The sequence below is a fragment of the Bartonella sp. CM86QHHN genome (genome assembly GCF_042194695.1).
Taxonomy (GTDB): Bacteria; Pseudomonadota; Alphaproteobacteria; order Rhizobiales; family Rhizobiaceae; genus Bartonella.
The window spans coordinates 38333-52745 of sequence record NZ_JBHIND010000061.1; the positions used below are offsets into that span (position 1 = coordinate 38333).

Below are 14413 nucleotides of genomic sequence, written 5' to 3' on the forward strand. Positions count from 1 at the left end.
TCTGTAAAAGGCATTCCAAATACTTTTGAAAGCTGTAAAATTAACTTAAAAAATAACAATAAAAATGAACGTTAGCATTGCCCCTTTCAATTTCATATTTTTCCCAAATGAGGTTTCTCATTTCAGAGATTACGAGATATACGCAATATTCTTACTCCAATCGAACACAAAAAATCTAGAATGACTCATAGAACTCTTAAAAGTCTTAATCTCTATTTCAAACAGACTGCTAAAGATTGGATATTCTCAGCAGGAATTGTCCAGCTATCATCTTCAATCTGATCTTCACGAATATGACGCAAAGGATTAGTACGAACGCCTGTCAGGATAAGCAAACGCAAAGCCAGTCGTGTTATGTTTTGTGTTTTACAGAGTAACTGATAAAAGGCAGGAACATCTTTCCAATCCATGGCTAGTCTATTAATAGTTTTATAGCATTGCTTACCTTAAGAGTGCGCGTGCTTTTTTTGCTTGTAAATCAACATCCAAACCCAAAGCAACCGCATGCTTAAGACAACGATTAAGACGCTTCAGTGCTTTATCTGCTGTTGCAGCTTTTGCATGCCAAATAGAGGCAAGGGTATTGCGTATCTCTGTTTGCGTAATCTCTGAAACGGGTAGACAGCCTAATTTGGGGAGAATATGGAGGCGTAAATGTAAAAACCAATTACAAGCTTCACCATCTCTTTTTAATTCAGCTTTACGACTTTCAAATGCATCTAAAGCAATGTTTTTTAAATAATGAAGATTACGCATTGCCTCACGCTTTTGTTCATCGCGTTCTTTAATGGAGTCACGCCCCTCACGTAAAACAGCACCCCACCCAATTGCCAATTCACGGGCTTGTTTTAAAGAAACATCTCTCAAGGCCCCCCCACATGCCCATTTCGCGGCCCCCGTGAAAGGTATAACGGTAAATCCATTGACCACCCCCATCTCTTACGTTTGTGAAGAAGCAAGCCGGAACCATCATTATATTTTCCAGCTCGTGGGTGTTACGACAGCCCTTGGCTCTTAAGACGATTCATAAGAACCATTTCTAGTCCTTTCTTATACAAATTTTATCCACACACTCATCCCACTTGTGACGTGCAAACGAGTGGTTTTGATTGATTCAAGATAAACAGATTTGAAATAAGTGAATCTTACGTTATTCGGGGTTCTAATTCAATATGAAAAACAATGAATTATATATATAAATCAATATGTTGTCTAGTTATGAACAGATAACAAAAAATCATAAACTTAGGTAAGTAACACCATAAAATCATTCATAAACCAGCTATGAACTAGAGAGTCGTACCGGCTTTGATAAAATACTTTGCTCACCCCCACACATAACATATCTGGTTTTAAGTTTACTTATTTTTACAAGCTGTTCGCAACAAATCCCTTATATTCACAAAAATACGAAAAATATATGGACAATTCTTAGTTCAAAAATATGAAAAGACAGCGTGATATTCATAGAAAAGTCTCATGCACTTTTATCATAAAAAGCACTAAAGATTATTGAATGTGTACAACTTCTGTCTTGTAACGGTTTTCTCTTTTCTGCTCATAAGAAAGCGCGCTGGCATCAGCATACACTTAACCCCAATGTTACAACAATTCTTACATTTGAAAATATTCATTATAAACATTTTTCCTTTTTTATAGAGTTTTCACCCACATGCCAGCCCCACTTGTGACCGAAAAGCAAGTGATTATCATTGATTCAACATAGGGAAAAATTTGAAATGAGAAAATCCTACGATAGGCCTTCCATTCAAGGCGCAAAACAACAAATGATCTTTATAAATCAATGTGATGTCGATCTCTATTTTTTTAAGGAGAATCACATGTCACAATATAAGCCTATAGACAAACCATTGCCTTAAATATTCTCATAAAAAACACCGGAAAACACCGATATGCTTAAATCCTTACATAGATCAACCGCCTTAAACGATGATATTTTACGGTCTAATAGGATTCTCTCTATAGTCAATAAAGATTAAGTGCGATACAAAATGATTCTATTACTGAGCTAACTTATATCAATACCCAAGCTCTTAACGAAGACATCATAAAAGACACTGATACAAGTAGCCCTTTATAGCCTCTCAAAAAAAAACAAGAAAATCATCTCCCACAATAGAATCATTTCTCTACAGCAAAACTTTATCCCACACATGTTCTCAAGAAAAAGTGAAAAATGCATCTTACCCAATGCATTCACTAATGAAACAAAAGAAGCTCACCACTGGAAAAGAAAGAAAACGCTAAAGTTTTAACCTCTAAAACGGAACGCCCACGATACATTCCCTGTTCCACATCGATAGAAGACGATGCAAAGGAACCTCAACATTCATCTTAAAGCGAAAATGCACGCCCCAAGCGTGCATTGATCGATGAAATAAAAGAAATCCACCACTGGAAAAGAAATAAAACGCTAAAATTTTAACCACTAAAACAGAACGCCCACGATACATTCCCTGTTCCACATCGATAGAAGACGACGCAAGGGAACCTCAACATTCATCTTAAAGCGAAAATGCACGCCCCAAGCGTGCATTGATCGATGAAATAAAAGAAGTTGACCTCTGGAAAAGAAAGAAAACGCTCAGTCTTTAACCACTAAAACGGAACGCCCACGATACATTCCCGTTTTCAAATCAATGTGATGAGGACGACGTAATTCACCAGAATTTTTATCTTCGATATAAGTCGGCGCCTTCAGAGCATCAGCCGAACGGCGCATGCCCCTCTTCGCTGGAGAGGTTTTTCGTTTAGGTACAGCCATAAAAAGACACTCCAAATCCATTAAAACAGAAAAAGCAATGTCAAAAATGACAATGCTTCATTTAAAATACCATAAAATTTGAGTATATTATACACTGATAAAAAAGAAGAGGCAATGTCAAAATGATCCTCCTCTTACCAAAAATGACCTTCCTGTTATCAAAAATGGTGTCACAATAATCAAATGAATATCAAAAACACTGCAAAATTTAAGAATTTTATACACCAATGAAAGCTTTTTTATAAGACCTTCATTCAATTTTTATTTGGTTTAAAAAGGGATTTGCGCATACAGTAGAGATACAGATAAAAAGAGAAGTTGATTTTTAATAAAAAACGACGCCAATTTATGAAAACAAGAAAAAGCGACAACCTTTCTCTTTAAACTTCATAATTTCATTTTTGTAAAAACAAAGGAAGCAAGAATGCACGAATTTACCACCCTTCTTGCAAAACATGGACATACCGTTGAAAAGCGGCTTGATACCCTGTTAAGTGATCAAATCCAAAATGGTGAAATTTCACGCCCTAAAAATTTAATCAAAGCCATGCACTATGGTGTGCTGAACGGTGGAAAACGCTTGCGTCCTTTTCTTGTAATTCAAAGTGCTGCACTTTTTGATGTCCCTGTAGAACATTCTCTTGATGTTGCGTGTGCCTTAGAATGTATCCATTGTTATTCGCTCATTCATGATGATCTTCCCGCTATGGATAACGATATACTCCGGCGTGGAAAACCCACTGTCCATGTAGCATTTGATGAAGCAACAGCAATTCTAGCAGGCAATGCCCTCTTAACATTTGCCTTTGAAATTATTGCTCATAAAGCTAGTATTTTATCTACAGATATTAGAATCAAGCTGATCACGTCTCTTGCACAATCGGCAGGACTTGGCGGTATGTTAGGTGGACAAATGCTGGACCTTGAAGCTGAAAAAAGACCGCAAGAAAGTACTGACATCATCACTCTACAACATATGAAAACAGCAGCCCTGATAAGCTTTGCTTGCCAAGCAGGTGCCATCATTGGCAATGCATCTAAAGAATTAACCGAAAAGCTTACTGATTTTGGTACCTATCTTGGTTTAGCCTTTCAATTAACCGATGACCTTCTTGATGTCACCGCCAACACGCAAACCCTAGGAAAAACGGCTGGGAAAGATGAAACGGCACAAAAAGCCACTTTTGTTCATCTTTACGGCATTAAAGAAACCCAAAAAAAGCGAGATACACTCATCAGTAAAGCAGAAGCATTCTTACATCCTTTTGGCGCTAAAGCACTCCCCCTCCAACAAGCAGCACACTTTAGTGCAATACGCCAAAATTAAACTTCATCCACCCTATTATACATAGTGTACACCGTCATATTTATTGAATGCATAATAGACTTTTCCAAGAAACGTTACTATTAATCTCCATTATAGTCCTTATCATGAAATGGGTACGACAAATCTTGAGAGGAATTTCATTAAAACAAGCCGCGTGAATTTATAACACAAGTGCATTCTGGGTATCCTATTTTGCATGAAAAATGCCTTCCATTAAAGACTAAAAGAAACAAAATGTGAAAATGCGTAATCACCATGTTTTAAAAGATATTACAGTGGGTAGTGGGTGCTTTAAAGCCGAATAAAAAACAACCGGAAAGAGAAAAACTCGTTTTCTCCTTTATGTCTTTAATCTTCTAACGATAAGGCAAAAAATAAACAGAATAAGTAATAAAACAAGGCATTTTATAAACCCGCAAAAAACAATAAAAATGCCGATTGGCTTTGTAGCCTTATCAAAGTCATCTGTTGTTTATTGCCAACCCTAGGAGTACACTGCCCTCAGTAAAGAGTCGTAATTTTTATGCCTTTCCACGCTATCTTGTTGTAAAAGATCAAATATGGTCACATTCTGTAAATTCACTCGTGTATTACTTGCTCTCTAAAAACACTTTTACAAAAGTGCTCGTTGTTTAGTTTAGGCATCATTTTTTTGAAGCTCGTATTTAAAATATCAGAAAAAAATGAATATAATGGCTATTTTGATTTTTATGCCACCCTCAAAGAACAAAGTCTTTTAATCCAATCTGCTCTGTAAACAGTCTAGTGTCCTACCGAGTAGGTTTCTCTCGTTTTCCACGCATGCGATTCACTTAAACTAAAGACGCAATAAACAAGACTTAAGAATATTCACCATACACTTCTTAAAATACTTAATGTATCAAACAAGATACCTTCACCACCCCTCAAATGACAGTATGTTACGGCATAACAGGATAAATAAAGCCATTAATTTCAATAGAACGAAAGACCAAAAAAATATTATTACCGATCTCTCTTTTCTTAGCAAGAAATATATAACACATTGATTTATAATGATAATTTGCGGTTTTTAACTTGAATAAGAACCCTGAATACCGTAAGATTCTCTCATTTCAAATCTGTGTATGTTAAATCAATCAAAATCACTTGCTTGCACGTCACAAGCGGGAAAAGCCGTGTGGGGCAAAACATCAAAGAAAAGACTAAAAACTGCCTCTTATGAACGTCTTAAAAGCCAAGGGCTGTCCGCAACATTAGGGGCTAGCAAAGTGAATAATTGTGTCGGCATGCTCCTTCAAAAGAAGAAACATTTTTATTTACAAAAGTGTGTAATAACTTCAATTGAATAATAATCATGATCACTGTACAACTTTAATTCATCACGCTCTTTATCTCGTTTATTCAATTCATCACATAAAAAGAGAATTGATAAGATAAACAGAGAATGATCATTGCAACAGAAAGATAAAAAAGTCCTTATTATTATATATAATAGCGCAATCTAATTTGTGATAAGTAGTTTTTTCAATCCAAGTGCAAATTTCCTCCTTTAAGTGCAATTTTCTTATTAAGATGAAAAGCATCATTGTAAGTGAACCTATGCCTGTTGTAAAAGCTGGAAAATATGTCCACCTTTTGAAGCCATAATAAAAAAACATGCAACATGGCCAAGAAAATGCCGCAATTATCAAGAGTATTATAGCCATTGAATATCCTTCGAGAGAATTTTTCTCATTATCCATTCAATGTCATTTGTAAATTCTTCTTGGTTTCATCATGTCATATATCGTGTTTAGCTCTATGCAAAAACGCGCTATTTGTTTAACATTTTCATCATCACCGGTCCTCATACTCGACACGAGATCAATCATTTGTGTTTTGAAACTCATGCCATTTTCACTTGAAGAATTAAGAAACTTTTTCGCGTAATCAATCATGGGGTCGGTAGAATTCATAGACATATTATAAGCCCAGATAAAATCGCTTTCTCTCCAATTATAGTCATAACGCAAACTGCTTATGACATTGAGTAACATATCTGCTGATATCCATTCATTATAATCACCACGCAATAAATTAACAAAACGTCCACATAAAACAATCAGTATGTGACGATGCCGTATAATGTCAAACTTTGGTACGATATTCTGATAGCCACGGCTATAGACGAAATTTCTTGCTTGTTCTTGCTTTTGAAAATGTTCAAAAGCCTCGTATTTTTCACTGATATATTCTTCGTAAAGTTTATTATACTACTCTAGACTATCTACGCGCGTACATCCCAACAACACAGATACAAAAAAAGAGTTATAAATGTTACAACACGCGTTATGGATAACGATTTCATCGCTTTACCTTTTAATGACCATAATTTGTACGGCTTAACAGATTCCTATCAAATATATCAATATATGCTGTTTTCTTGTGGCTTATTTATAGCAAATTGTACTCAACAATATTTCTGTACTTGGTTTTATTCCCTCTCAACGAGGGGAGATATCATTCAAAGTTTCCATAGATAAGTTTATTATCTGGATAAGAGTATTTTCTAACATCAGAAAATACAGAGCTAACGCCACAATCAAAGAGAAAATACTCAAAAATGAGAATGTACAACGTAAAAAAATTATCTCAACAAGATGATTGATATTTTAAAGGAGGCAATGGTAAAATCCGCTAAATATACCAACAATAAAATAGATCATCAAAATATCAAAATCGATCATACGGGAATTCTTATGAGGACAGGCTATAAATTGTCCGACTGCTTAAATTAGCTCTAATGAGATAAAGGGTTACCAGCAAGGAACCAATGAAAATGGGAAAACTGCTCTATCACCATTCCTTAATAAGCATATAATCTGGCACAATCATTTTCTTTATCAGCGTCCACTCTTGTCAGCAACTCTTTGTGCAATATTCATGAGCAGCATTTTCATTTCTTTTGTAATGATTGTTATGCCACGCCCACTTATAACGTACAAGCAGGTGACTTTGATTGCTTCAACATACATAGATTTTAAATAAGAATAACTGAGACTATTCAGCTTTCTCATTCAACATGCAAAAACAACGATGCGCCTTAATAAATAAAAGCCTTGCCCCACTATGAAACCCTATAAAATACGTATCGTAATAAGTTAATATTTTCACTGAACTTTTTTGAGAGTTCCTTCTAAAAAAAATACCGCCAACAAGTAAATCAATAAATAAATAGCAAAAATATAAACGAGTGAGAAAAAGCCAAATATATTGACCATATACGCACTCATGTAAAAAAATACCAATAAGCTAAATCTCCCAACGGTTGACAAGAAAGATTCATATGTAGCCCTGAAATGATCACTAATACTATCGTGCAAGATAACTTCTACACGAAGATATGTATACTTAATGAGATAAAAAATCATACAGACTAAAATGACAGCCATTTCTTTTCTTGGTTCAAAGAAAGCGACTGTAGAAATCAGTAAAGCCGAAAGAAACAACAGTAAAATAAAATTCACTCTTTCACTTAGTTTTGTAAAGAGAAAACTAGCCAAGAGCTGAGAGAGCAATATCAATGAAAATGTCACACCAAGATCAAAATAAGTGACATTAATATTATGATCTTTAAATATCCACTGCCAATACTGCGAGAATATATTGAAAAAAATCAATGAAAAATAAAAGCATAAAGAGATATAAGGAACTTTAATAAAAATAGATAACATCTCCTTAGCTTCACAAATGAGAGAATTCGCTTTATTTGGTTTTTTCTCCCCCTTCAAGTCATCAAGAAAAAACAAACCAAATAGTGTTGTCATCAACATTAAAAACGCCGCGATATACCATATATATTGGCTCGAATAATCAGCAAAATATGCCCCGATTAAACTGAATATAAACATGCCGATGTAATTATATTGAGAGCTGGAACCAAGCACTTTTTTAGTGGATGTCAATTTTTCTTTTGCATATTGAACAAGTAAAGCATTATAGGCTCCAGCAATTAATGTCAGCGATAAGGCATTAAAAGTTTCTGCCAAAAGAAAACCATAAAAGCTTGTAGAAAATCCCATGAGAAAGAGCCATGTGGCAGCAAAAGCCGCTGCCAAAACGATCGATATTTTATAACTTTTTCGATCAGCAAAATATCCCAGAGGAATATCGGTAACCATCATAATAAAAGCCTGAAACGACTTAATGACACCTATATCAATAAGCGTTAAGCCTTTTTCAAGCATATAAAAGACAATAAAGGCGCCAGTTAAAATCCTTATACCGTTAAATAAAAAGCCAAACGCTAATATACTTGTCATGCACTCCCCCAATAACGCCAAAAAAGGCACCCGTATACATCATTTTATATCAATATAAAAGCTTACATTTTACGACAAATAGGACTATAATCGCTATAAGGATTTCCAATCCTATCAATTTGATACCCCAAAAAATGCTGGGAAAATGCCTGAAAAATCAATAAACAATGTTCTTTCTATAATTTGATATTTGAAGAATCCGTTAAATATTTTACTGTCTCAAGAGCAGCCAAAAAACCAGCAACAACATTTACGGATCTATTTAAAGTATTCATATCGTTTTGCTTAATAGTCTTAACACACTCAAACTCATTAATATCCTTCATAAGCTTCTGATTCTAAAACAGGCATATCATCTGGTTTTACCTAAAATAATAAGCAACCAACAACAGTATTGACCATAGCTAAAGCAGCATACAACAGCACCATCTTCACATTGAAGACAGCTTGTTTAAAAAAAAACGACACACCCTTTTTACTTCAACCTTATGCGATTTTTACCTCAACCTTGCCCAAAGCGTGTATGAATATAATCACTCAAAAGCGCTTCAAATTCTTCAGCAATGTGATCACCCCGTAAAATTTTTACCTTTTGTCCCTCAATAAAAACAGGTGCCGCAGGACTTTCCCCCACTCCAGGCAAAGAGATTCCAATATCCGCATGCTTTGACTCCCCCGGTCCATTGACGATACATCCCATCACAGCAACCTTCAAGCTTTCAACGCCAGGGTATTTTTCACGCCAAACAGGCATATTTTTGTATAAATCTGCTTCAATTTTTTGTGCCAATTGTTGAAAGACCGTTGAGGTTGTGCGCCCACAACCAGGACAAGCCGCAACAACAGGCAAAAATTGCCGAAACCCCATCACTTGCAAAAGTTCTTGCCCCACCTTTACTTCTCGTGTCCGATCACCACCAGGTTTTGGTGTTAAGGAAATTCGTATCGTATCACCAATCCCTTGCTGTAATAAAATACCCAAAGCCACCGAAGAAGCAACAATGCCCTTTGTTCCCATCCCAGCTTCCGTTAATCCCAAATGAAGAGCATAATCACAACGCGCCGCCAAGGTGGTATAAACAGCAATAAGATCTTGGACATCACTCACTTTAGCAGAAAGAATAATTTTATCACGCCCCAATCCTAACTCTTCTGCTAAAGCAGCCGAAAGCAAAGCCGACTGAACAACAGTTTCCCGCATCACTTCAGCAACCGATAAAGGATTTTCTTGCTGTGCATTTTCATTCATAAGCCGTGTTAACAACGCATTATCAAGAGAGCCCCAATTCACGCCAATGCGAATAGGTTTATGATACCGACAAGCAATCTCTATAATTTCTGCAAATTGACGATCTTTTTTTGCGCCAAAACCAACATTTCCAGGATTGATGCGATATTTTGCAAGCGCCTCAGCACACGCAGGATGCTCAGATAAAAGCTTATGACCAATATAATGAAAATCCCCCACCAATGGGATAAAAAATCCTAACCTCTCCAATCGCTCCCGTATTTTTGGTACAGCCGCCGCCGCTTCATCGCGATCAACAGTAATTCGAACCAATTGTGAACCAGCTTGCCAAAGAGCAGCTACTTGAGAAACAGTTGCATCAACATCAGCGGTATCTGTATTAGTCATTGACTGTACAACTATCGGGCTCTGCCCCCCAATAATCACATCACCAACAACAACACCAACAGATCGACGACGCTCAAGTGGTTTAGATAAAAAATAGGTCGTACTCATCAAGTCCTCAAATTTTTAAAACCTGCGCTATCAATCATTATTTACATTGACTTCCTCCGCGCTTCAAAGGACGAAAATTACACCGCCCACCAATCTTAACAGATTGCTCTCAAAAGGTTCTACCTACTAACACTGATGCAATACAATTCATAGGTAGATTCATTCTATAGACGCACCGGATAAGTTCTACTACTTCTGTTCAAGTTTATACTTCTACACTTGGTTGCTTCAAAAAGAAACTGAAACAAAACAGAGACAATACTGTATTTTTAAGTTGCATGCCGATACCTTAATCAACGTCACCACAAAACAATGTTTTACAACACAACAGATAACGCCTATCAAAGCGCAATTTTTAAAAATGCATGAAAGACATCGCCAAATTAATCCAACATATTGATTTATAATAATCTATTTTTTACAAATTTGAATAGCAACCCCAAATATCGTAAGATTTCCTCATTTTAAATCTTCTTAATTGAATCAATCAATACCACTCCCTACAGCCACAAGAGAATAGATAGATAAAAACTCCTTATAAACTATTTCAAGTGCCAAAAGCTATCCCAACACTTTAAACAAACAAAAAAATGAAGACATCGCCCACCATCTTTATGAATGAATCTTACACCATTTTGTAAAAATTTTTACCTTACATCCTTAACAAACACCATCACGAAATGAACTCAAGTACATTAAGAAATGCCTCATTAAACCCAAACTTTTAATTCTCATCTCACCCACGCGCGGCATTATCAATGCAACCTTTCAATGTTCAAGCCGTTATAGCAAAACCCCAAACACCATCCCAACTGTCACACAACAATTTAACACATGAAGGAGTCAATAAATGTGTCTATTTTCACCCCATAGAAAAAATGCTAAAATTAAAAAACGTATAGCACAATTAAAAAGAGAGCTGGTCCCCGTAAATCATTGGAGTTTTCAAAATGATAGCTTTGAAAATATTTCTGAGCTGTTTAACACATGGAAACAAAAAGGCCGTCACGCACTTTATCACCTCAACGAACATGCTACAGAATTAAAGAAAAAAGCGAAAGAAAATCCTAAAAAAACCCTCGCATTAGCAGCAGGAGTCGTTTTAGTAAGCTTCTTACTGATCCGTAAAAATTAATAACACAACCAATAACCTTCCCTTTTAATGCCCGCCTTAAAACGGGCATTTTTATGGTTTACAAAATATAAACTTTACGTCTTCCTCCTAACTTTACGCCCTCACCCAAAAGGATAAGTTTCCCATCCGCCCCAGTCTATAATCCAATTTTTTATCTGGCTTCCCCCTACCCCCATCTTCCAAACATGCGGTGACACCACACCTCAAAGGACAGTGTTGTGCAAAACCACAGGCAAAGCTTCCAATACTCCCCCCCCTACTGAGTTAGTTCAAAAGAAATGGAAGTGAGTAAAGATGCATGCGCTTTAATATTCTAAGGAACATTATTTTACATCATGACATAAAAGTATAAGAAGCCTAAGAGCTTTAAAACATGTAGTATAGCAAACCAAACGAAATCTTCCAATGTAAACAACCACTTGCTATAAGTAAATGACGCAAAAATTAAACTGAAAAAACCCAAAATTTCATCCTCCAGAATCGACTCGCTGCGAAGTATCTACATAGGTAACCACGGACATGCCAGGAATGAGTTTTTCAATCCCTTCCTGCCCAGGATCTAAAGCAATCCGTACTGAAATACGTTGCGCAATTTTGATAAAATTACCAATTGTCGTATCCGTTTTTAACAATGAAAATTCTGAGCCTGTAGCAGGTGCAAAACGAACCACACGCCCTGTTAACTTTTTGTTGTTCAATGCATCAACAGAAAAAACAACCGGTTGTCCCACACGCATCTGAGAAAGTTGCGTTTCCTTATAATTAGCAATAATCCAAATATCATCAGAAATAACAGAGACCAATTGTGTCCCCGGCATAACATATTGCCCTACCCGCGCTCCAACTAATCCAATATAGCCTGTTCGAGGAGATAAAATCTTTGTGTGATCGAGATTAAGTTTTGCCAACTCAACACTCACCTTCGCTCCCGCAATTTCTGACTGTAAACTTTGCCGTTCAAGATCCAATTGTTTTTGCAATTGGCGTTTTGTTTCGAGAGCTGTCAAGAGTTGTGAAAGAGGACGAGAAACAGAACTTGCCGCATCACCAAAACCTAACTTTTTACTATCTGGAACAACATTGGAAAATGCTCGTGAACGCGCCAATTCCACCTCTGCTGTATTAATTTCGCCCTGCAAAAGTTGTGCTTGTAATTCAATACTTGCCAGTTTTGCATTTTTTGAATCGAGAACAGCCTGTGCCCGTGCAAGCTGCTGCCGAAAAAGAGAATCATCGAGCTCAAAAAGCAGCATTCCCTTTTCAACGCGTTGATAATCTTGCACATAAATCCGTGCGATTACCCCAGAGATCTGTGAACTAACCAGAGTAACATTGCCCTTAATAGAAGCATTATCCGTTATTTGAATGTTACTCACAAAAGGAGGAAGCCTCCAAGCCCACAAAATCAGCAAAACACCCGTAATGCCCGATAGGAATGCAACAATCGTAGCTTTTGACCGTAATTTTTTTATCATTTTTTTGCACCCCTCTTTTTATGACATTACTCTACTTTTCTAATGCACGCAAAGAGCATGACTTAACAATCATTGTGGCAAGAAAAATAACGAATACAACCATTGAAATATAAAAATAAAGCCGAAAAACGTCATCATAAGCAAAAATATTTGCTGTTAACTTAAATTTCTCTATCAACATAGAAGTACCCTGCTCACTTCTCAAGCCATTGGGAACAGAAACACCATAAGAAGGCGAAAATAAAGTATTCATCTCACCAGAAATAAGCGGATCAGTAATAATAATATTTTGTGTTAAGGACTCAAAGTTCTTATGGGCAAAATAAAACTGAAGGCTGCCAAAAAAAGCCGACCCCATCAATCCCCCTGTCACTTGCGTTAGCAAAAAAACAGCAATAAAACTTAAAACGTAACGCGGTCCTCGCTCACCAGCGATCACAAACCCTTTGAAAAGAGCAGGAGGCAAAAAAAGTGCATAACTAAAACTCACCAACCCTTGGCTCAACATCATATCTTGTGGGCGCGTTAAATGGTTTACATGACTATCTAAATAAGCTCCTAACGCCAAACAACCCAAAGACAACAAATAAAAATAATCCTCACGCCCCGCCCGTAAAAAAAAGACACAAACAGCCCCCCCTAACAGAATCCCTAATGTCACCGCAAGATACATGGGCGCCATCTCACGATTGAGCAAACCAAAAAGATTAAAAAACCCTACGGGCAAATTTGACCGCTCCAATAAAAAAACATGAAAAATAAATAAAATAAAAACAGATTGGACCATTTCTTTACTGAAAATCCAACGGAGATCAATCAACGGTTTTTCTCTATTAAGCTCAATAATAATAGCAATAGCCAACGAGAAAATAGCAAGTGCGAGCCCCCAACCAATCCATGGTGCTTCATACCACCAATACAATATGCCAACAGACATGATCACAGCATTTAATCCAAGACCAAGAGCAATCAAACCATAGCTTATCCAATCTAATTTTTGAATAACCTTACTACGCACAACAGGAGTAAGAGGCAAAGTATAGATACAGACCAAGCTGATAAGAACCAACCCCATTTCCAGAGCGGAAAGACTGGAAAAACCACCATTTTCCAGCAAATCAGGAGAAATCAAACGTGATAAAGGTGCCGCTAAAGCCGCATTCATATAATTCAAACTAAGACCAACAGTAAACTTCTTTGCTGGAGCAAAAGCCTCCATCATATAAAGCAGCGCAAGCGAAGCCAAAGGAGCAGCAGCAATCCCAGCAAAAAAGCGAATAATCAATGCAGAACGCAAATCCGTAACAAAGAGCTGCAACACGCAAACCAAAACAAAGCCAAGAATTGATAATTCAGCAAAAGCGCGCAGCCCAAATTGATAGCGGATTTTGATCAACATAATCGCTACACTCACATTTGGCGCCATATAAGCCGCTACCAGCCATGTCGTCTCGGCCAAAGTTGCATGAAAATCACCCGTAAGATGGACAATGTTAGACTGAACAATATTAGCCCCTAAACCATAAGCCCATTGCAAAATAAGAGAAGCAAAAATATAAACAAAGCACTTTGGCAAAGGTCCCGCAAAGACACGACCAGGATGAGGAAAAGGTTTTGCACTCCTTTTAGCAGACACAACCGTACTCTTTTTTCCGCTCATGTCA

The 14413-nt window shown here is 36.8% G+C and carries 9 protein-coding genes and 1 pseudogene; 2 read left to right on the plus strand and 8 right to left on the minus strand.

All coding sequences use genetic code 11. The features are described from left to right. Positions 1 to 236: 236 nt before the first annotated feature. From ACFIKX_RS07295 to rpmF, 3 genes and pseudogenes are all read right to left on the minus strand, one after another. Positions 237 to 959 (minus strand): annotated as a pseudogene (locus ACFIKX_RS07295) (tyrosine-type recombinase/integrase); the annotation flags it as partial. Positions 960 to 2279: 1320 nt separating this feature from the next. Continuing rightward, complete coding sequence (locus ACFIKX_RS07300) at positions 2280 to 2474, minus strand: hypothetical protein (RefSeq protein WP_375628695.1); 195 nt, start codon at positions 2472 to 2474, stop codon at positions 2280 to 2282. A 131-nt stretch (positions 2475 to 2605) separates the two neighbouring features. Then, positions 2606 to 2785, minus strand: coding sequence for a 50S ribosomal protein L32 (gene rpmF, locus ACFIKX_RS07305; RefSeq protein WP_005774555.1), 180 nt, complete (start codon positions 2783 to 2785; stop codon positions 2606 to 2608). 424 nt (positions 2786 to 3209) lie between these two features. Between rpmF and ACFIKX_RS07310 the strand changes: the two genes are divergently transcribed. Further along, positions 3210 to 4112, plus strand: a complete 903-nt coding sequence (locus ACFIKX_RS07310) for a polyprenyl synthetase family protein (RefSeq protein WP_375628696.1) — start codon at positions 3210 to 3212, stop codon at positions 4110 to 4112. A 1730-nt stretch (positions 4113 to 5842) separates the two neighbouring features. On the opposite strand, the gene ACFIKX_RS07315 is transcribed toward ACFIKX_RS07310, so the two are convergent. The 3 genes from ACFIKX_RS07315 to ispG form a co-directional block, all read right to left on the minus strand. Further along, a complete protein-coding gene (locus tag ACFIKX_RS07315) occupies positions 5843 to 6166 on the minus strand; it encodes a hypothetical protein (protein ID WP_375611730.1) in 324 nt (107 codons plus the stop codon). Positions 6167 to 7243: 1077 nt separating this feature from the next. Further along, positions 7244 to 8395 (minus strand): MFS transporter, encoded by a 1152-nt coding sequence (locus ACFIKX_RS07320; RefSeq protein ID WP_375621014.1) that lies wholly within the window; start codon positions 8393 to 8395, stop codon positions 7244 to 7246. Positions 8396 to 8897: 502 nt separating this feature from the next. Further along, positions 8898 to 10139, minus strand: coding sequence for a flavodoxin-dependent (E)-4-hydroxy-3-methylbut-2-enyl-diphosphate synthase (gene ispG, locus ACFIKX_RS07325; protein WP_375611729.1), 1242 nt, complete (start codon positions 10137 to 10139; stop codon positions 8898 to 8900). Positions 10140 to 10989: 850 nt separating this feature from the next. Here ispG and ACFIKX_RS07330 point away from each other — a divergent pair. After that, entirely contained in the window at positions 10990 to 11274 is a 285-nt protein-coding gene (locus tag ACFIKX_RS07330; RefSeq protein ID WP_375611728.1) for a hypothetical protein, read from the plus strand. A gap of 467 nt (positions 11275 to 11741) precedes the next feature. Here ACFIKX_RS07330 and ACFIKX_RS07335 read toward each other — a convergent pair whose 3' ends face one another. Beyond that, complete coding sequence (locus ACFIKX_RS07335; RefSeq protein WP_375611727.1) at positions 11742 to 12749, minus strand: HlyD family secretion protein; 1008 nt, start codon at positions 12747 to 12749, stop codon at positions 11742 to 11744. A gap of 31 nt (positions 12750 to 12780) precedes the next feature. Further along, positions 12781 to 14409 carry an MFS transporter gene (locus tag ACFIKX_RS07340; RefSeq protein WP_375613177.1) on the minus strand — a complete coding sequence of 543 codons (1629 nt, stop codon included), beginning with the start codon at positions 14407 to 14409 and terminating at the stop codon, positions 12781 to 12783. Between the last annotated feature and the right edge of the window lie 4 nt (positions 14410 to 14413).